The sequence below is a fragment of the Paenibacillus sp. SSG-1 genome (assembly GCF_002224835.1).
Taxonomy (GTDB): Bacteria; Bacillota; Bacilli; order Paenibacillales; family Paenibacillaceae; genus Paenibacillus_AQ; species Paenibacillus_AQ favisporus.
Window position 1 is genome coordinate 5,861,418 of the sequence record NZ_MBRK01000001.1, and the last position, 19,310, is coordinate 5,880,727.

Sequence of the window (19,310 nt, forward strand, 5' to 3'; positions counted from 1 at the left end):
TTCCCCGGTGCATTTCGCTTCCCTAATATATTTTATAAATTGGAATTTTCTACTTACTATAAACATACGACGTTGTCGATAAAAACGAAAGATGGAATTTTATGTTTTAGCGAATTTTTTTACGACATATTCCCGGTTAAATCGACACAAACCCTTTTTATTTGAATACGCTTTCAAAAAGGGTGGTAGCTTGCCGCTCTGGAGCCCGTCTCATCCGGCAGCAAATCCACGTAATGCGCTCCGCACTCATCGCATCCCGCCGCCAGCCGGTGGGTGTGCATATAGTATCCGGTCTTCAGCACCTGTCTGGCCCGGTGCTCCTTCACGAGCTTGCCGCATCCCATACAGTAAATCCGGTCTTCGAAACATGATTGATTCATATAGGTAAACTCCCTTCGATCTATTTCTTTTCACCTCTATAACATATACTTCATATGAATGCGAATCCCTCCCCATCCGGTACTTTTTATCCAAGGGAAACCTTTCCTGATTGTACGTGAATTGGACCCGGTGCACTCTGGAGCTACAGCCAGCCTCCAAATAAAAAGGCACAGCCTGCATGCATGATGCGAAAGCTGTGCCTTTCTGTTTTTCTTTTGTTCCAAAAAACCAACCCGTCAGGCAGATCGCCCGTGGGGGAGAAGCCTCCACACCCTGCTTACCCTTTGCTCGCTCCCGATGTTAAACCGTCTACCAGCAGGCGCTGCAGGAAAATAAAGAGGATCGTGATCGGCACCGCGATCAGAACCGCCCCTGCGGCGAAGGTGGTAAAGTTCGTATTCTGATTTGTGCTGACCATGTCGAACAATCCAACCGCCAGCGTCCAATTTTCTTTCGTCCGCAGCACGAGGCGGGCAAAGATGTAGTCCACCCATGGGCCGACAAACTGCGTCAGCGCCATATAGGTCAGCATCGGCCGGGACAGCGGCAGAATAATGCGGCTGAAAATCGTCCAGTTGCTCGCTCCGTCGATCTTTGCCGCCTCGTCCAGCGTCCGCGGGATCGTGTCAAGAAAGCCCTTGGCGATAAAGGTGCCGCCTAGCGGGGCTCCCGCCGCATACACGATAATTAGCGCAAGATGCGTATCCAGCAAATGCCACTCCTTCAGCAGCAGGTAAATCGCGATCATGCTCATGAATCCCGGGAACATGCCGAGGATGAGCACGGTCGACAAAGCCGTCTTGCGCCACTTGAAGCGGAAACGCGATACCGCATAGCTCGTGAGCAGGGTCAGGAAGACGCCGATGATCATCGAGCACACGGCGATTTTCAGGGTGTTCATGTACCACTGGCCAAACAAAATGCTGCTGGACGTAAACAGCTCCCGATAATGGTCCAGCGTGAACGCTTCCGGAAGGAGCGTCTTGCTGTAGAGCGATTTTCCCGGGCGGAAGGAGCCGAGAATGACCCAGAGGGCCGGATAGATCGAGCCGATGGCCATGATGATGAGAATGATGTAGCTGACCGTCAGCCGAACTGCTTTTCTGCCTTGACGTCCGCTCATTGGATCATATCCTCCTCTTTAAATGATTTGGTCCGCCGGTAATTGTAGATGGAGAATATGGCGATAATCAGGAAGATAATGATGCCGACGGCCGACGCCATATTGTATTTGTTCTGATCCAGCGTCAGTTTGTACAGCCAGGTCACGAGAAGGTCCGTCGCTCCCGCATACTGGTAGTCTCCGACCACCGGGTTCCCGTTTGTCAGCAGGAAAATCATGTTGAAGTTGTTGATGTTTCCGGCAAACTGCATGATCAGTGTCGGTGCCGTCGAGAAGAGGATCATCGGCAGCGTAACGATGCGAAACTTCTGATACGCGCTTGCCCCGTCGACTTCAGCCGCTTCGTACATGTCCTTCGGAATGGTCGTAAGCACGCCCATGATCAGAATCATCGAGACCGGAATGCCCACCCACATGTTGACGAGAATAACCGTCACCTTGGCCCAGAACGGATCGGTCAGCCAAGGAAGACCGCCGAGCCCGAAGTAGCCGAGGTACTGGTTGATCGGCCCGAACTGGCCGTTAAACATATTCCTCATGACGAGCAGCGAAATCAGCTGCGGAATGGCATAAGGGATAACCAGGATCGTCCGCCACATGCCCTTGAATTTGATGCCCTGCTGGTTGATTAAAAGCGCAACGAGCAGGCCGCCCAAATACGTGGTCGCCGTGGACAGAACCGCCCAGATAATGGTCCAAGTTAATACGCCGAAAAACGTATGGCTCCAGGTTTTCAGCGACACCAGATCTTTGAAGGTCTGGAATCCGACCCAGTCCACCAGCTTCGCCGGAGGGATATGGTTCGGTGCGGAATAGTTCGTAAAAGCCAGCATGATCATAAACAGGATCGGCATGATCGTAAAGAACAAGATGCCGAGCGCCGGCAGCGTCAAAAAGGCTTGGGCGAATTTATAATCCATCACAAATTTAATGGATTTGGCGAAACTGTTCGGGACTTGCCCGTTTTCCCGTTTGATCGCCGTATGGTACGCGTCTCTGACGTTCATGACATATACGACGATAAAGATCAGCAGAAACAGCAGCGTGATCAAGCTTTGAATCATGATAAAGATGGAGTGGTCGCCATCGATCCACTTGCCTTTCACGAGCAGACGCGGCGTATCCCCGAGCGACGTAATCCCCCAAAGCGCTCTTCCCAAATTGTTGATGAAGTAGTAAATGCCAAAAGCCTCGATCAGCAGGAACAAGATGCCTTTGATCCATTGGCGGTTATAGATTTGTCCCAATCCCATGCTGATAATCGACAGTAAAGCGGCTTTGCCGCGGAGCCTGTTCATCGTATCCTCTTCTCCTCTCCCCGGGTCAACGGAAGCACCCCCGGAGGGTACTGCTTCCAAGAAGACAGGCCGCGCTTTCCCGGCCCTGTTCCTTGGCGATACCGGCAGCCGAAGCGTGCGCGCTTTTCAGCGGTACCGGTATGTCAGGGAATGACCCGCCGCGGTTGATGGCGGCGGGTCATACTTCCATTCATAACTTTTTCCTTACCTGACAGCGGTGCGTCGATGCCTTACTTGGTTGCACCGTTGTTCAGATCTTTGATTTGCTGTGCCGCTTTATCCATCGCCGCCTTCGGATCCGCGTTGTTGTCCCAAATTTCAGGCAGCGCCGCATTCACCGGACTCCATACGTTGCCCATTTCCGGGATGGAAGGCATCGGCTGGGAGTTTTTCGTCTGCTCTGCAAAAGCCGAAATGTACGGATCGTTTTTGATTTGATCGGATTCCAGCGCCTCTTTGTTCGTCGGGATGGAACCAACCTTCGTGTTCAGCAGCAGTTGAGCATCCTTGCTGGAGGCGAAGTTCGCGAACAGTTGGGCTGCATTCGGATACTGCGTAAAGGAGTTGACGTACCAGGCTTTGATGCCGGAGAACGAGATTGCCGCTTTGCCGCCGATCGTAGGGATCGGAGCGACGCCAAGGTTATCGCCCAGCGCCTGCTTGTAGCCGGCAAGCTCCCACGGACCGTTAATGTCCATCGCCACGTCACCCGCGTTGAACAAGCTGCGCTTGATGTCCGGCGAAATGTCGCCGCTCTTCACCGGAAGGATTTCCTTCAGCTGTACATAGGTTTTCAGGCCTTCGACCGCGCCTTCGCTGTTGAGGCCGATATCGTCTTTATCCGTACCGTCTTTACCGAAAATGTATCCGCCGGTCGTTGCGATAAACGGATAGTTGAAGTACATGTTGCCTGTTTCCCACATGATTCCGTATTTCTTTTTGGCTTTGTCGGTGAAGGTTTTGCCGAACGCAATGACGTCATCGAACGTCTTTGGCGCTTCCTTCACAAGGCTCTTATTGTAATACAGGGCGTACGTTTCGGCCGCTCTCGGGTACCCGTACAGCACGCCGTCATAGGTTACGCCTTGAATCGAGGCTTCCGTGTTGTTTTTCACCGTTTCGTCCTTGAACGCATCGTTGGCGAGCAGCAGCCCCGCTGCCGCGGCTCTGCCCAGGTTATCGTGAGGGAACATCACGATGTCGGCTGCAAGCCCCGACGGACCGTCTTGGGACAGCTTCGTTACCTGATCTGTTGCCGCTACCTCTTCAATCTTGACCGGTACGTTGTACTTTTCGGTAAACTGCTTGGCGATTTCGTCGGTAAAAGAGCGCTCCTCTTTGGACTCCCATACGACGAGGGAAGCCCCTTCTTCCGGCTGGAGGCTGTCGCCCGAAGCCGCTGTGTTATCCGACTGGCCGTCTGTAGCCGCCGTTTCAGTTGTTGTAGTCGATGGAGTTTGCTCCTCCGCCTTGCTGCCGGAGCTGCCGCACGCCGTAATCGAGAATGCCATGGTCAACGTTGCGACCAGCGCCATAACCTTTTTCATCTTCATTCCAAAACGAACCCCTCTCTGATCATTTACTTCGTAACACGACTGCCTTGCTGACTCCCTGTAATACCTGCTCTTGCTGACTCCCATTCATGTCTGATACCTCGCCGATTCCAATGAATACCTGACGCCTGCCGCTTGATGCCCTGCCGACTCTCCTTGAGGGACCTGCGCACTTGCGCAAACGATTTCATAAACATGCCTGACTTCCCATTTGCAAGCGCCTTTCTCGGCACGGCATGATTGGATGCATGTTATGAAGCCCTTCCCGGACAATGACCGACTACGCAATCACATGGCATGATCAGCATAAATCCGCAGTTTTTTCAAGAATCGTTGGTATTTCCTTTTGCGGAAGTTACCAAGTAAGCGCTTTAAACATGCGTTTATCATACACAAGGTCTATATTTTTGTAAAAACGTTTGCACAACGTGTTTTATCCCATTTATAAAACATAAACAGCAGTTCTCTTTATAATTCTTTCTATATCGCATTATTTCTTTTAATTTCGTCAATTTTATTCCAGAACCACACTGGAATATGGAGGGAGGCTAAGCAAGTTTTGCTCTAAAACCGTGGATTTACTGCTGTTTTTAAGCACTTTTGCGAATCCTCCTCCCTGCCCTGCCTCGAGCTGAACTTGCTGCTCCTTGCCAGACAAGTTGTGCAACACTAGCACAGTTTGTTGTGCACTACGGCGCAAAAAGGACACCACGGCCGGATTGCCGGAGTCATAGCTCTGGATGTCGCCATCCCGCAATGCGGGAACGTCCTCTCTCCAGCGGATCAGGTCCCGATAGGTCGACAGCAGCGAGTTCGGGTCGGCCGTTTCCGACTGGACGCTGATTCCTTTCGCTGCTTCTCCGGTGAGAAGCGGCTGTTCCCACGACGTCTGGCCGGGCTGTGGGGGCAGATCGCTCCACACCATCGGTTCCCGGATCCGCTCGTCGGGCTTCACGCCGCGCATGCCGATTTCCTCGCCGTAATAAATAAACGGGTTGCCCGGCAGCGTCAGCAGCAGCGCCGCGGCCATCCGCGCATGGTCCGGATTTCCGTCCAGCTGGCTCATTACGCGGTCCTGGTCGTGATTCGACAGAAAAATGGCGTCGGTGAACCGCCCCTGCGATTGTTTGCCGTAGAACTGCTGTGTCCGCTGCAGCGTAAAGGAAAGGTTGTTGTCCCTCTCGTCCTTCACCGCGCTCAGGATGCTCTCCGCCAGGCTGAAATTAAACCCCGAATCAAAGGCCTGATCCAGATACGGCGCGATGGCGGCGGCCGAATTCTCCCATACTTCACCCACGATATAGGCATCCTTGTTCACCGGATTCATGCCGGTCCGGAATTCCTGCCACCACGCCGTGTTTTTGACCGTGGCCGCCTGGCCCCGGTCACTCTGCAGGTTCTCGTAAATGTGTTTGGCGCCGTCCACCCGGAATCCATCTATGCCGAGCTTCAGCCAATACTGCCCGATCCGGACGGCTTCCGCCCGAACCGCAGGGTTGTCATAATTCAGATCCGGCATTCCTTCCCAGAACGTGGCCAGATAGTGGCTTCCGTTCAAGGCATGCCACGGACTGCCGCTGCCGGCCGCACTGACCCCGGTGGGACTGAGCTTCTGGTCTTCCGCCCACACGTACCAGTCCCTATATTGGCTGCCCGGATCCTTTGAAGCGCTGACAAACCAGGGGTGCTGCGTGCTGGTGTGGTTCAACACCAAATCCATGATAACCTTGATCCCGCGCTTGTGCGCCTCGGCGATCAGCTCCTTCAGATCTTCCAGCGTCCCGTAATCGGGATTAATGCCCTCGTAGTCGGTAATGTCATACCCATGGTAGCTGGGCGACGGTTGGATCGGCATCAGCCAGATGCCGCCGACACCGAGATCGTCCGTCGTATCTGGATTGCCGTCGTTCAGGTAATCCAACTTCTGTGTCAGCCCCTTCAAATCGCCAATGCCGTCCCCGTTTGAATCATAGAATGAGCGGACAAACACCTCATAGAACACGGTCGACGGCTGCTCGTCGACGGCCGTGACGGCAGTTCCGCCACGCTGTTCCCCTGCTGTGGTTCCCGTTCCCGGCTGCCCCTGTTGTTCTGCCGTCTGGCTGCCAGCTCCTGCATTGGGCCGGCCTTGAGCCCCGTTGTCATTCGCAGCATGGTTTCCCGCGCTGCTGCATCCCGACAGCAGGGCAACCGCCATGAATACCGCCGTTACGCTCGCTGCCAGCCTCCGCAGTTGTTGTCCTGCCGGCATGCCCCATTTGTTTGTTTTCATGACATCCTCCTTTGCTTGATCCGGCATCCTTTGAGCAGAATACTGCCGATCAGCCCCGTCAATCACCCAGATAGAAAGCGGATACAATTGCTGGCGAACTGGACTGACCCTGGGCAGCTTTCGGACGACACCGGTCTGTATGGAGAATACGACGGCTTAATTTCTATGAAAAGCTGGATCTATATCCGATTTTCCGCAATATATAGAGATACACACCGTATTATCTTTCATTTTCTTGACGATTCTATCTATATCATGGTTTTTTATAATATCGCCGCCTTTTCCTGGTTGTAAAAAGTGCCTCAAGCCAGATCCCACCGGCTTCTTTCGCCGCCACAGGTTGGATATTTACAAGCTTGGGGCTTTCGGCTAAGATAGCAATTGTAAAATAGCCAGCGTCTATGAGACGGCCGTTTCTCATTTACGATATAGTGCAAACGGTTCCACAGGAGGTAACAAATGTCTGTAACGATTAAAGATGTCGCCAAACGAGCGGGCGTTTCCCCCTCCACCGTCTCCCGAGTGCTGTCGAATAACTCCAGAATCAGCCGTGAAACGTCGCAGAAGGTACGGGATGTCATGGAGGAGCTCGGATACCACCCCAACATGACGGCCAAAAGTCTGGTTTCCAAGACGACGAGCAGCATTTGCGTCATTTTGCCCAAGCCTGCCGAAGAGCTGTTCCTGAATCTGTTCTTCATGGAATTGATCCGCGGTATCGTCACCCAGGCCAACCGCTCGGGATACGATGTGCTGATCAGTTCCGGAGGCAGTGAGAAGGAGGAGGTCGAGGCCGTCTCCCGGCTGCTGAACGGCAAGCGCGTTGACGGGGCGATCCTGCTCTATTCGCGCAAAGAGGATCCGGTGGTCGATTTTCTGCAGCAGAACGGCCATCCGTTCGTGCTGATCGGACGCAGCGAGAAGTACCCGGACATTCTGTCCGTGGACAATGACAACATTCAGGCCGCTTACGATGCGACCAAACATCTGATATCCCTCGGCCACCAGCGGATTGGTTTTGTCAGCGGGCCTCCGAATCACATCGTCTCGCGCGACCGGCTGAAAGGTTACACGAACGCTCTGAAAGAGGCCGGTCTGGAGATGCGAAAGGACTGGATCGTCGAAGGTGAGTTTCTCCAGGAGAGCGGCTACCGGGCGATGTCGTTTTTCATGAACCTGCCTGAGCGTCCCACTGCCCTCGTGGTCATGGACGATCTCGTCTCGCTTGGCGTCCTGCGTGGACTTCACGAGCTCGGTTACCGTGTTCCGGACGACCTGTGCATCGTCAGCTTCAACAACATTTCCATCGCCGAACTGTCCACGCCGCCCATCAGCAGCATGGATATCGGCATCTATAACTTGGGCTACACCGCAGCCCAGGCTCTGATTCAGTCCATTCAGCACGACGGGGACCGGCAGTTCCAGAAGCGCCACATTATTCCCCACCGGCTGGTGATTCGGGAGTCGTCCATTTTTACGCCGCCTAAACCATCGTAAACGTATCAAAACCATGTGGAGCATCCTGGTGCTTCATTTCTTTTCACCTGTTTGTTCAAACGTTTGCACAACTACATAAGGAGGAATGACAAATGACAGCTGCAGCTCCCATTAAAGCTTGCCTGTTCGATCTGGACGGGGTTCTGGTCGACACAGCCAAATACCACTATCTTGCATGGAAACGCCTGGCCGAAGAGCTCGGCTTTGTATTTACGCCGGAGGATAACGAGCGCCTCAAGGGTGTCAGCCGAATGGCGTCGCTGGACATTTTGCTTGAAGTTGGCGGGCTTGAGCTGGACGATGCGGCCAAATCCGCGCTGGCCGACAAGAAGAACCGCTGGTATGTCGAGTATATTTCGCATATGGATGAACAGGAGATCCTTCCAGGGGCGCTCGCCTTCCTGCGAGAGCTGCGGGAGAACGGAATCCGCATTGCCCTGGGGTCGGCCAGCAAAAATGCGATGACCATCCTGAACAACACCGGCCTTGTTCCGTATTTTGACGCAATCATCGACGGAACCAAAACGGCCAGCGCCAAACCCGATCCGGAGGTTTTCCTGCTGGGTGCCCGGGAGCTTGGCGCACAGCCGCAGGAATGCGTCGTGTTCGAGGATGCCAAGGCCGGCATCGAAGCCGCCAAGCGGGCCGGGATGCGCAGCATCGGCATTGGCTCGCCGGAAGTACTGGGCGCGGCGGATGCCGTGGTACCTTCGCTGCAGGACATGACGACAGTCCGCCTGTTTGAGCTCGTTTCTCACCGCTAGGTTCCCCGAACCAGGCGGCGTTCGTGCAGCAGGGAGTCCTGGCAGAGATGAAAACCAGGACTCCCCTGTCCTGCGCAGCACAATGATTATACGTCGCATAACAAAGAGTTAATAACACTTTTTCCCGAAGGAGCCAGTTAACTATGAAACAATATCTAACGTTGGACCCATGGAATATTATCGAGGAGCAGTACGATCCCCAGCAGCAGGAAATATCCGAGAGTGTCTTCAGCATCGGCAACGGATATATGGGCCAGCGCGCCAACTTTGAGGAGGCTTACAGCGGTCCGTCTCTGCAGGGAAGCTACATGGCCGGTGTCTACTATCCCGACAAAACACGGGTGGGCTGGTGGAAAAATGGATACCCCGAGTATTTTGCCAAGGTGCTGAACAGCACCAACTGGATCGGCATCGGCATCTCGGTTAATGGCACCGAGCTTGATCTCGCAGCCTGTCAGGTCAAGTCTTTCAGACGCGTGCTGAATATGAAGGAAGGTACGCTGTCGCGCAGCTTTACCGCCGCCCTGCCGGACGGGAAGGAGATTCGCGTCGAGGCGGTCCGTTTCGTCAGCCTGGCCCGGCATGAGATCGGAGCGATCCGCTATGCGGTAACGCCGCTGAACTTTAGCGGAACGCTGACCGTCACGCCGTACTTGGACGGCGATGTGCAGAACAAAGATTCGAACTATGACGAGAAATTCTGGGTCGAAGTGCACAAGGAAGTGACCGCGGACAACGCCGCATTAACGGTCCGGACCAAAAAGCTCGATTTTCACGTCACCTCGGTCATGACGTTTGAAATCTATCAGAACGGCGCCAAGCTGGCGCTGGAACCGGAGCAGATCGAGCAGGAGAAGTATGCCGGCTACCGCGTACAGGCGGAAGCCAAGCAGGATGAGGAGACCGTCATCTACAAATACGTAGCGAACGTGACCTCGCGCGACTACGGGTACGCCCAGCTGCTGGACGCCGGACGATCGGCGCTTCAGGAAGCTGCTGCTGCCGGTTTCGGGCAGCTCTATGAGGAGCAGGTGCAGGCTTGGGCGGCCAAGTGGCGCGAGAGCGACATCGTGATCGAAGGGGACGTGGCGGCGCAGCAGGCGATCCGATTTAACATTTTTCAGCTGAACCAGACGTACACCGGCGAGGACGACCGGCTGAACATCGGGCCCAAAGGCTTTACCGGGGAAAAATACGGCGGCAGCACATACTGGGACACCGAAGCCTACTGCCTGCCCTTCTATCTGAGCACGGCGGATGCCACGATCGCCCGCAACCTGCTGATCTACCGCTATAAGCACCTCGAGAAGGCGCGCGAGAACGCCCGTAAACTCGGCTTTGCCAAAGGCGCACTCTACCCGATGGTGACGATGAACGGCGAAGAGTGCCATAACGAGTGGGAGATTACGTTTGAGGAAATCCACCGTAACGGAGCGATCGCCTATGCCATTTACAACTACGTCAACTACACCGGCGATGACAGCTACCTTGCCCAATACGGCGTGGAGGTGCTCGTTGAAATTTCCCGCTTCTGGGAAGAACGGGTAAACTACGTCCCAGCCAAGGACCAGTACATGATTCTGGGCGTGACCGGGCCCAATGAATACGAAAACAACGTCAACAACAACTGGTACACCAACCGGATCGCCTGCTGGACGATGGAATACACGCTGCAGGTGCTGTCCGACCTTCAGGCAAGCGACCCGGCACACTACGAGGAGCTGGTGGCCAAGCTGGCGCTGGCGCCCGAAGAAACGGCCAAATGGGGCGACATCCTTGCGAAAATGTATTATCCGGTCGATGCGGAGCGCGGCATTTTCCTTCAGCAGGACGGCTTCCTCGACAAGGATCTGACGCCGGTCAAGGACCTGGCCCCGTCGAACCTGCCGTTGAACCAGAACTGGTCCTGGGACCGGATCCTGCGCTCGGCGTACATCAAGCAGGCCGACGTGCTGCAGGGGCTGTTTTTCCTGGGGGACCGATATGACCTCGATACGAAAAAGCGGAACTTCGACTTTTACGAACCGCTGACCGTGCACGAGTCCTCCCTCTCCCCCTGCGTTCACTCGATCATCGCCTGCGAGCTGGGCTACCGGGAGAAGGCGTACGAAATGTACTTGCGCACATCGCGCCTAGATCTGGACAATTACAACAACGACACCGAGGACGGCTGCCACATCACCAGCATGGCCGGCACCTGGATGTCCGTCGTGCACGGGTTCGGCGGGCTGCGCGTCAAGGATGGAGTGCTGCACCTGAATCCGTTCAATCCGGGACATTGGAGTGCCTTCTCCTTCAAAGTAATGTTCCGTGGGGCGCGTCTCCAAGTGACGGTCGGCGAGCAGGATGTGACCGTGACCAATGAGACCGAAACTCCGGTCAGCATCAGCGTCTACGGACGCGGCTATCAGCTCGGCGGGCTGGGTCAGGTCCAGGTAGGCATTGGCAGTTCGAGCAGCAGCGCGATTGTAGGCTGACATTGGACAGTACAGCGTAGGTGACATTAAGCAGTGCATCGTAACTGACATTGATCTGTGCAGATGCAAACTAAATTGAGAATATTGTCTTAGACTAGCATCAGCTCCACTGCCGAAAAGCGGCCTGGCTTTATGAAGCCGGGCTGCTTTTTCCTATGCAAAGAGCGGGCGTTTGCCCTTGACAAGAGTAAACCCGAAGATTAAGATGACAGTAAGTACTGACAGTCAGATCATGGAAAGTGGGCAGAGTCACATGAACGAAAACAACCAGTTATGCACCCAGGATAAGCTGATGCAGGCCGCGATCGACCTCATCTCCGCCAGAGGCTATGACGGGGTGTCCACACGTGAAATCGCCGCTGAAGCCGGGCTGAGCGAGAAGACGCTCTTCCGTCATTTCGGCAGCAAACAGAACCTGCTGGAGAAGGCGTATGACCGGTATTTGTACGCAGCCGAGATGCAGAAGCTATTTAAGGAAAAGCTCACGGGAAATCTGCACGAGGACCTGCTTATGATCAGCCGGACCTATCATAAAATTATGGACCGCAACCGCAAGCTGGTTGTTATCAGCATTCAGGTCGGCGATCATTTGCCCGGCTTCCGGGATTATTCCGAAAGCCATCCCCGGCAGTTTCGGGAGGTTCTGACGAATTACTTCAAGTACATGTCCGATCAAGGGAAGCTGGTCACGAAGGACCCGTCGCTGACGGCGGTCGCTTTTATGTGGATGAACCTCGGGGCCTTCCTCAATACGACCCATGCGGTCCAAACGTTTACGGATATCGAAATGGACGCCTTTATTGAGGAAAGCGTCCGGCTGTTCGCCAGGGCGTTAACGCCTTAGCTTTGATCGCAAGAGTGCATCTATTTATCCCGGCGTGGCGTTGAATCCGCTGCTCGACCGCCAATAAGTGCATCTATTTCTTCAAATCGGGCGGATACCTTGGAAATATTAGTGCCCTTTTGCAGTCAAAAAAGCTTTGAGCTTAAAAAAGCGCATATTGCAGCGCTTTTCCGCACTATATGTCAGTAAGTGCTGACAGACATTTTGTTCGCCGCCGAATGGCTTCTCAGCTAATCACTTATCCGAAAGAAGGGAATAACGATGAAATCTACAGCCGAGTCCGTCCATCAAGGCAACAAACTGGTCCAGATTCTCATGTTCACGCTGGTTATTTCGGTCATGAACGTTTCCATGTTCAATATCGCGCTGCCCGGCATCCGGGCGGAATTTCACCTGAGCGCCGCCCAGGTCAGCTGGGTGTCCTCCGCCTACATGCTCGTCTATGCAGTCGGCTCAGTGACCTACGGGAAGTTGGCGGACAAATACGCCCTGAAAAAACTGATCACCATCGGGCTGATCGTATTCGTGCTCGGCTCCGTCTTCGGGCTCGCCGCCGGAGCCTACTGGATGATCGTCATCGGCCGGGTATTTCAGGCGGCCGGATCGTCGGTGATCCCGGCGGCCGCCATGATCATCCCCGTCCGCTATTTCCCGCCGGAGACCCGGGGCCGCGCCCTCGGCAAGTCGGCGATCGGCCTCGCCGTCGGCAATACGCTCGCCCCCGTGGTCTCCGGGCTTATTATGGGCTACGCCGGGTGGCGCTGGCTCTTCTGCTTCTCGGTCCTCGTCCTGCTCACCCTGCCCTTTTACCGAAAGTACCTTGACGATGCCAAGGAAAGCAGTGGGCGTATGGACGTTCTGGGCGGCGGACTGCTCGCCGCCTCAACCGGCCTGATCCTGTTCGCCTTGACCGGTGGAGGCTGGATTCCGGCAGCCGCCGGAGTGCTGCTGCTTATCCTGTTCGTCATCCGCATCCGCAAAGCAGCCGATCCGTTCGTGCAGCCCCGGCTGTTTCGGAATCTAAACTATACTTTTGGCATCGGCATTGCCTTCGTCATTTCCTGTATCGCGTTCTCGATCCCGTTCCTGATCCCGCAGCTGCTGGCAGGGTCCAATCATTTGGACGCCAGTGTCATCGGCTTGATCATGATTCCGGGTGCCGCGGCTTCCGCGCTGCTCGGCTTCGCGGGAGGAAAGTTCGCCGACCTGAAGGGCAACCTCTTCGTCGTCTGCATCGCAGCCCTTCTTCAAATGATCGGCTTCTTTCTCCTCTCCGCCTTTGCCGGCATCCATGCCTGGATCATCGCCATCGTGCTGATTTTCAGCAATGTCGGCCAGACCTTCATGCAGGTCGCGCTCTCGAACACCGTCTCCCGTACGCTGGCCAAGGAAGAGACCGGCGTCGGGATGGGACTGCTCAGCATGCTGAACTTCATCGGCGCAGCGGTTGCCACGTCCGTGTACAGCAGCATTCTCGACACCGGCTCCTCTGCCCATTGGAACCCGCTGAACACGTATCCGGGCAGCTATTTATACAGCAGCATTTTCCTGGTGCTGGCCGTCATGATGGTCATCGTCGCCGTCGTCTACCTGCTCCGCTTTGGACGCAGAACCGCACCGCAGCAGAACACCCGCGCCGGTGTCGGATCATAATCCGTCCCGCTCATGCACTTGGCTCCGCCGCAAACCCCCTTGCCAATTCCGGAACCTTGCGGGATTCCCTGGACATTCATAAATTTTCTATCGAACAAAAAAAGGACGAAAAGCAGAACTTTCTCTGCTCTTTCGTCCTTTCGCGGTAAATCCCGAATCGTGCCTATAAATTGAAAGCTTACGGAATCATAATTTGCTGTCCGACCTTCAATCCATGCACGTCCGTAATGCCGTTGACATGGGCGATGGTCTTCCAGTCCACACCGAACTTGATGCCGATGCGGTACAGGTTGTCACCCTTCTTGATGACATATACTTTGCCGGAAGGCTTCGTTTCCGGTGCCGGAGCCGGTTTGGACGGCGTGGACGGTTTCGAAGGCTGCGCCGGCGTCGATGGCTCAGACGGCTTCGAAGGCGTCTCCGGTGTGGTAGCCGGAGGCGTCACTGGGGCCGTACCAGCCGTGCTTACCGACAAATCGAGTCCGTATTTGGCGAATCCGTCCTCGGCCGCGCCGATGTATTTCATGTTTTTGCTGCTGGCCGCAAGGTCCTTCGCATCCGGAGAAGAGGTAAAGGTCACGTTCAGCTTGGCATCCACCGGCGCAAAGGTCCAGTTTCCGTCAGCGGACGGGTTGATGGTTCCGTTGTCGCGGATGTAGTCGATGATGACCTGGCGGTTTTCGTCCGGAGCGGCCATGATGATCCGCTTGCCGTCCGGGTTGGCGAGCTTCGAGGACGAAGCGCGGTAGTTGTTGGTCGCTACGACAAACTTCTGCTTCAGATCGATCGGCTTGCCGTCGAACTGCAAATTCTTGATACGGTTTGCTGAAGGATTCACTACCGTGCCCTTTGCATCGTATTTGTTTGGCTGGGTCACATCGATTTGATACGTTACGCCGTCGATGACATCGTAATTGTATGTCGGGAAGTCCATGTTCACGAGCGGCTGCTCGGTCGTCTTGGAAGGATCGATCTGGTTGAACTGGCCTGCGGACCACTCCAGCCATTCCTTCACCTCGGCTCCCGTAACGACAACGGCATGCACGGTGTTCGGGTACACGTAGAGGTCGGAGACGTTCTTGATCGCGATCGTTCCGGCCGGAATGTTCGTATAATACGAAGCGCCGTTACGTCCGCCCGCCTTGAAAGGAGCCCCTGCCGACAGCACCGGAAGGTTTTCGTATTCGGTCCCCTTCAGGTTTTTCTCGACGTACCATTTCTGGGCGTTGGTGACGATTTGAATGGACGGATCGTCCTGTACGAGTGCAAAATAGCTGTTGATCGGCGCACTGGTTTTGCCTACCGGTCCGCGTACATAATCGATCGTTGCATCATGCTCCGTTTTAACTGCGTTCACGATTTCTTGATCGGCGTCAACGAGCGCCTTTTTGTTTGCCGTATCGTAGATCGGGCGCGCTTCGGTTTTCGAGTCGACTACTTTCCACTTGCCGTCTACGTTCTCCAGGTTCAGGTCGATGATGCCGAGGTGATCGCCCCAGAATCCAGGTTCGACCGCAGGGACGCCGTTAATCGTGCCTTTCTCCAGGTCTACGCCGGTTTTGCCTTTAAATTCTGCGCTCGGGAACGTTTTATGGGCATGTCCGAACAGGATGGCATCAATACCTTCCACCTTGCTCAGATACAGAACGGTATTCTCCATCAGAGGCGTCTCCGGAATATCCTCAAAGCCGGAATGAGGAATGGCGACGATGACGTCGGCTCCTTCCTTCTTCATCTGCGGAATGAACTTTTTGGCGGTCTCCACCATGTCCTTCACGATGACTTTGCCTTCCAGGTTGGCTTTATCCCATTGGGAAATTTGCGGAGGAACGAATGCGATCACACCGACCTTGATCGTCTGCTCCTTACCGTTCTCGTCCGTAACCTTTTTGTCCAAAATCGTATAAGGGGTAAAATAGTTCACGTCGTTGCTGTCATCCTTGTCCCCGTCGTCCTTGTAGACGTTGGCGTTGACAATCGGGAAGTTGGCGCCTTCTTCCGACAGTTTCAGGAAGTCCAGGCCATAGTTGAATTCATGGTTGCCGACGCCGCCGGCATCGTAATCCATCAGGTCCATCGCTTTGTAAACCGGGTGCACTTCGCCCTCTTTAAGCGGTTTCACTTTGGCCACGTAGTCGCCAAGCGGATTCCCTTGGATCAAGTCCCCGTTATCGAACAGCAGGCTGTTCTTCGCTTCGTTTCTGGCTGCCTTGATCAGGCTGGCCGTCTTGGCAAACCCGTATTCGTCAGTGGGCTTGTCCGCATAGTAGTCATAGTTGACCATGTTCACGTGCAAATCGGATGTTTCCATGATCCGCAGCTTCACTTTGGATCCGTTGCTGCTGCTGTCCGCAAATACCGGCACCATTGGAACGGCGAGCACGTTGATCGCAACGGCTGCGGCGGTGATGCCTTTGAGGACTTTTTTACGGGACTTCGACATGTTACCCCTCCTAATAGATGTACATCGAGTACGGTGGGCAGAACAAATTTAACCCCTTTATTTAACTAACCATTGTTAAATTAAGTTCTGTCTACAAGAGTAGTTTATATCGATGTAACCTATGAAATAAAGACAAATACATCCAATTCCCAAAAAATAATGCCCGAGAACAAGGTCTCGAGCATCAGGGCGTATCACGGATCTATGAAAATGGTTCCAATTGCTTATGGACACAGTAAATCTACTCGATCCATTCGTGCTTTTCCCCATCTTTCCCCGTATATTCTACACGGACGGGCGTAATTTCAAGCAAGACGTAATCCGGATCATCGGGACCGGTAAACCGCTTCTTGAATTCTTCCTTCCAGATCTGCTTACGCAGGGAGTCCTCAGCCGTTACTTTGCAGGTTCCTTCAATCTCTACAACCTCCCGCGATCCCCCGATTTCATAGCCCAGCAGCAGGGAAACGTGAGGGTTTTCCTCCAGTTCCTCAACTTTATGCGTCTTGCGGTCGGTGACCAGATGGATGCTGAGGCCCTGATTATATAAAGCCATATACCGCTGCTTCGGCCGGTTGCCTTCCACTGTGGCAAATGAGCAAAACTGGTTGTGATCCAGTATTTTGGCCAGATTTTGTTCCAGGATGATTTTCGCTTCCATCTCTAGATGATCCGCTCCTTTCTGCTTCGTGTTGTCCATGGGCGCAGCCCGTACCCATAGTGTACCCTGTCCGGTATAGGATGAACCTTGGAACACGTCAACTTTTATCCAAGAATAGGCATGACGTGCCCTGAATACCTTGTTATGATGGAGATACCGGCCGTCATCCGGCTTGTCCGCACCAAGAATTTAATACTGTAAAGGAGTTCCTCATGAAACGACTCATTTGGATAGGATGTCTATCCTATTTTCTGATCGGCCTGGCGCATGTCGTGCTGGGATCGGTCCTTCCCGTGCTGCTGGAGCATTATCACCGCGAATACAGCGAAGGCGGGACGCTGATCTTTACCCAGTTCGCCGGTTTTCTGGCCGGTGTGCTCGTATCCCCGTGGCTGAACCGCCGTTTTGGTAAAAGGGGCGGACTGCTGATCGCCATCGGCCTGCTTACAGCCGCCGAGCTGGTCTATACCCTGCTGCCGCCTTGGGAATGGCTGTACGCAATTGCCGTGTGCGCAGGCTTTGGTTTCGGCATGATTGAAGCGGTGATCGGGACCATTATTATTGCGGCGATTACTGATAAAACCGCTGTGGCGATGAGCCGCCTGGAGGTCTTTTTCGGGGTCGGGGCCATGGTCATGCCGCTAATCGCAAGCGGATTCATTACGGAAGGATGGTGGAGGTTTTCGTTCCTCGTCATTTCGCTGATCGCACTCGTCACGCTGCTGTTCTGGTCGAAGGCCTCCTTCGGTGAAATCGATGCCGTGCTGAGCGCCAAAGGGCCTGCCGCTTCCGTATCCGGTCAAGAGCATGCCTCGGCCAAACGCTTCCCTTATCAAGGCGGAGCTTTCGGCATTCTCGTCCTCTTTATCGTATTCTTCTTTCTGTACGTCGGCACCGAGATGAGCCTGGCCAACTTTATGCCGGCCATCCTGATTGAGAAAATGGGCATGAAGGAAGCCGCCGCCGCGCTCAGCGTCACCTGCTTCTGGATCGCGATGTCCGTCGGCCGGATCTTTGCCGGCGTCGTCGCCGAAAAGATTCATTACCGGGTCTACGTGCTGTTCAGCTGCCTCATCACCCTGGTGCTGCTGATCGTGTTCCCGCTGATGGGCAAGGTATGGTCGGCTTTCGCGATCATCCTGCTGCTCGGGCTGTTCATGTCGGGGATCTTTTCGATTGCGCTCGTATTTGCGAGCAAGCTGCTGCAGGGCAGCGAAGAATCGACACCCAGCATTTTGATCGCCTCCGGCGGCGTCGGCGGAGCCATCCTGCCGCTTATCATGGGCTGGAGCCTGGACCATCTGGAAGTGAACCAGTCGGCATGGATGCTCGCGGTGTTCACTGCCGGCATGGTCGTGCTCAGCTTTGCGGCTTTCCAGCTGCAGCGGCGGAAGCTGGTTCACCAGAGCGGACTGCAGGGGCCATCAGGTGCAGGAAAATAAGCCATTCAAATTAAAAGCGGGCCAGCCGCCCCGCTTTTTTTTATTTTTGTATAACCCCTAAAAATATATTTACAGGTTATAAAAATACAGCTATACTCCAATTATAACTTGTAATACAAATTTTAGAGGTTATACAAAGGAGATGGATGACATGGAACTTCAAAAGCTTCCCTGGGCAGGCATTCGAGTGACGGCAGGAGCCACATCGGTGGTCATTGACCCGCTTTATCATTTTCCGGAAAGATACGCCAAGTCTCACGAACCGCTCTTCCCGCTTAACGAATACGGCCCGGCAGATGCGGTGCTGATCACCCATGAGCATGCGGATCACTTTGATCCCCAGGCCATCATCGATGCCTACGGGGCTGACATTCCCGTGTACCTCCCGCAGGAGAGCGTCCTCCTTGCCGAAAATAGCGGCCTCAACCGCGTAATCGGTGCTTCCGTCGGCGATGCCTTCCAAATCGGTGCGCTGAGCGCAGCCGCCACGTACTCCGTCGACGGGGTCGGAGACGTGCAGATCGCCTGGGCGCTGAGCGACGGCGAGCACCGCCTGCTCCACTGCGGAGATACGCTGTGGCACGGTTACTGGTGGAAGATTGCCGCGGCTCACGGCCCATTCGATGCGGTATGCCTGCCGGTGAACGGTGCCGTTCTGGAACGTCCTGATCGTCAGCCGCCCAGCGGCATGCCGATTACGCTGCTTCCGGAACAAGCGGCCGCGGCCGCACGCGTTCTCGGGGCCAAACGGCTGGTGCCGATCCACCATACCGCCATCCACCATCCGCCTGTATACCTCCAGACTCCCGATTGGCAAAATCGCCTGCGGACTGCAGTTGGTGATACAATGGACATAGCATTCCTGAACACAAAGGAAACGATTACTCTATAAAGGATGACGC

Annotated in this window: 14 protein-coding genes; 7 read left to right on the plus strand and 7 right to left on the minus strand. The window is 54.6% G+C overall.

The features are described 5' to 3' along the window. Positions 1–173 precede the first annotated feature (173 nt). The 5 genes from BCV73_RS26890 to BCV73_RS26910 form a co-directional block, all read right to left on the minus strand. A complete protein-coding gene (locus tag BCV73_RS26890) occupies positions 174–380 on the minus strand; it encodes a hypothetical protein (protein WP_076172724.1) in 207 nt (68 codons plus the stop codon). Between the two features lie 278 nt (positions 381–658). After that, complete coding sequence (locus BCV73_RS26895) at positions 659–1,504, minus strand: sugar ABC transporter permease (RefSeq protein ID WP_076172723.1); 846 nt, start codon at positions 1,502–1,504, stop codon at positions 659–661. Continuing rightward, positions 1,501–2,802 (minus strand): sugar ABC transporter permease, encoded by a 1,302-nt coding sequence (locus BCV73_RS26900; RefSeq protein ID WP_076172722.1) that lies wholly within the window; start codon positions 2,800–2,802, stop codon positions 1,501–1,503. Before BCV73_RS26900 ends, BCV73_RS26895 begins: the two co-directional genes overlap by 4 nt. A 230-nt stretch (positions 2,803–3,032) precedes the next feature. After that, on the minus strand, positions 3,033–4,355 hold the full coding sequence (locus BCV73_RS26905; protein WP_076172721.1) for a sugar ABC transporter substrate-binding protein: 1,323 nt from the start codon (positions 4,353–4,355) through the stop codon (positions 3,033–3,035). A 514-nt stretch (positions 4,356–4,869) separates the two neighbouring features. Beyond that, positions 4,870–6,627: an alpha-amylase family glycosyl hydrolase gene (locus tag BCV73_RS26910; RefSeq protein ID WP_256993012.1), complete on the minus strand. Its 1,758-nt coding sequence runs from the start codon at positions 6,625–6,627 to the stop codon at positions 4,870–4,872. 459 nt (positions 6,628–7,086) lie between these two features. On the opposite strand from BCV73_RS26910, the gene BCV73_RS26920 reads away from it, so the two are divergent. From BCV73_RS26920 to BCV73_RS26940, 5 genes are all read left to right on the plus strand, one after another. Then, a complete protein-coding gene (locus BCV73_RS26920) occupies positions 7,087–8,124 on the plus strand; it encodes a LacI family DNA-binding transcriptional regulator (protein WP_089549206.1) in 1,038 nt (345 codons plus the stop codon). Positions 8,125–8,216: 92 nt separating this feature from the next. Beyond that, positions 8,217–8,888 (plus strand): beta-phosphoglucomutase, encoded by a 672-nt coding sequence (gene pgmB, locus BCV73_RS26925; RefSeq protein ID WP_089549207.1) that lies wholly within the window; start codon positions 8,217–8,219, stop codon positions 8,886–8,888. Positions 8,889–9,031: 143 nt separating this feature from the next. Then, the gene (locus tag BCV73_RS26930; protein ID WP_089549208.1) at positions 9,032–11,365 is read left to right on the plus strand and encodes a glycoside hydrolase family 65 protein; all 2,334 of its coding nucleotides are present in this window, start codon (positions 9,032–9,034) and stop codon (positions 11,363–11,365) included. 253 nt (positions 11,366–11,618) lie between these two features. Then, complete coding sequence (locus tag BCV73_RS26935; RefSeq protein WP_089549209.1) at positions 11,619–12,209, plus strand: TetR/AcrR family transcriptional regulator; 591 nt, start codon at positions 11,619–11,621, stop codon at positions 12,207–12,209. Between the two features lie 261 nt (positions 12,210–12,470). Then, positions 12,471–13,862 carry an MFS transporter gene (locus tag BCV73_RS26940; RefSeq protein ID WP_089549210.1) on the plus strand — a complete coding sequence of 464 codons (1,392 nt, stop codon included), beginning with the start codon at positions 12,471–12,473 and terminating at the stop codon, positions 13,860–13,862. Between the two features lie 178 nt (positions 13,863–14,040). Here BCV73_RS26940 and BCV73_RS26945 read toward each other — a convergent pair whose 3' ends face one another. Both BCV73_RS26945 and BCV73_RS26950 read right to left on the minus strand, forming a co-directional pair. After that, on the minus strand, positions 14,041–16,305 hold the full coding sequence (locus BCV73_RS26945) for a bifunctional 2',3'-cyclic-nucleotide 2'-phosphodiesterase/3'-nucleotidase (RefSeq protein WP_089549211.1): 2,265 nt from the start codon (positions 16,303–16,305) through the stop codon (positions 14,041–14,043). Positions 16,306–16,546: 241 nt separating this feature from the next. Beyond that, the gene (locus BCV73_RS26950) at positions 16,547–17,005 is read right to left on the minus strand and encodes a pyridoxamine 5'-phosphate oxidase family protein (protein ID WP_244169323.1); all 459 of its coding nucleotides are present in this window, start codon (positions 17,003–17,005) and stop codon (positions 16,547–16,549) included. Positions 17,006–17,100: 95 nt separating this feature from the next. Here BCV73_RS26950 and BCV73_RS26955 point away from each other — a divergent pair, with 95 nt between their 5' ends. Next, positions 17,101–18,408 carry an MFS transporter gene (locus BCV73_RS26955; protein ID WP_256993177.1) on the plus strand — a complete coding sequence of 436 codons (1,308 nt, stop codon included), beginning with the start codon at positions 17,101–17,103 and terminating at the stop codon, positions 18,406–18,408. 151 nt (positions 18,409–18,559) lie between these two features. After that, on the plus strand, positions 18,560–19,300 hold the full coding sequence (locus BCV73_RS26960) for an MBL fold metallo-hydrolase (protein WP_089549213.1): 741 nt from the start codon (positions 18,560–18,562) through the stop codon (positions 19,298–19,300). Positions 19,301–19,310: the final 10 nt, after the last annotated feature.

Excerpts from the sequence above, each read along its gene's own strand:
- BCV73_RS26900 (WP_076172722.1), bottom strand. The coding sequence starts at position 2,802 with ATGAACAGGCTCCGCGGCAAAGCCGCTTTACTGTCGATTATCAGCATG.
- BCV73_RS26910 (WP_256993012.1), bottom strand. The coding sequence starts at position 6,627 with ATGAAAACAAACAAATGGGGCATGCCGGCAGGACAACAACTGCGGAGG.
- BCV73_RS26960 (WP_089549213.1), top strand. The coding sequence starts at position 18,560 with ATGGAACTTCAAAAGCTTCCCTGGGCAGGCATTCGAGTGACGGCAGGA.
- pgmB (WP_089549207.1), top strand. The coding sequence starts at position 8,217 with ATGACAGCTGCAGCTCCCATTAAAGCTTGCCTGTTCGATCTGGACGGG.
- BCV73_RS26945 (WP_089549211.1), bottom strand. The coding sequence starts at position 16,305 with ATGTCGAAGTCCCGTAAAAAAGTCCTCAAAGGCATCACCGCCGCAGCC.
- BCV73_RS26905 (WP_076172721.1), bottom strand. The coding sequence starts at position 4,355 with ATGAAGATGAAAAAGGTTATGGCGCTGGTCGCAACGTTGACCATGGCA.
- BCV73_RS26940 (WP_089549210.1), top strand. The coding sequence starts at position 12,471 with ATGAAATCTACAGCCGAGTCCGTCCATCAAGGCAACAAACTGGTCCAG.
- BCV73_RS26895 (WP_076172723.1), bottom strand. The coding sequence starts at position 1,504 with ATGAGCGGACGTCAAGGCAGAAAAGCAGTTCGGCTGACGGTCAGCTAC.
- BCV73_RS26930 (WP_089549208.1), top strand. The coding sequence starts at position 9,032 with ATGAAACAATATCTAACGTTGGACCCATGGAATATTATCGAGGAGCAG.
- BCV73_RS26920 (WP_089549206.1), top strand. The coding sequence starts at position 7,087 with ATGTCTGTAACGATTAAAGATGTCGCCAAACGAGCGGGCGTTTCCCCC.
- BCV73_RS26890 (WP_076172724.1), bottom strand. The coding sequence starts at position 380 with ATGAATCAATCATGTTTCGAAGACCGGATTTACTGTATGGGATGCGGC.
- BCV73_RS26935 (WP_089549209.1), top strand. The coding sequence starts at position 11,619 with ATGAACGAAAACAACCAGTTATGCACCCAGGATAAGCTGATGCAGGCC.
- BCV73_RS26950 (WP_244169323.1), bottom strand. The coding sequence starts at position 17,005 with ATGGACAACACGAAGCAGAAAGGAGCGGATCATCTAGAGATGGAAGCG.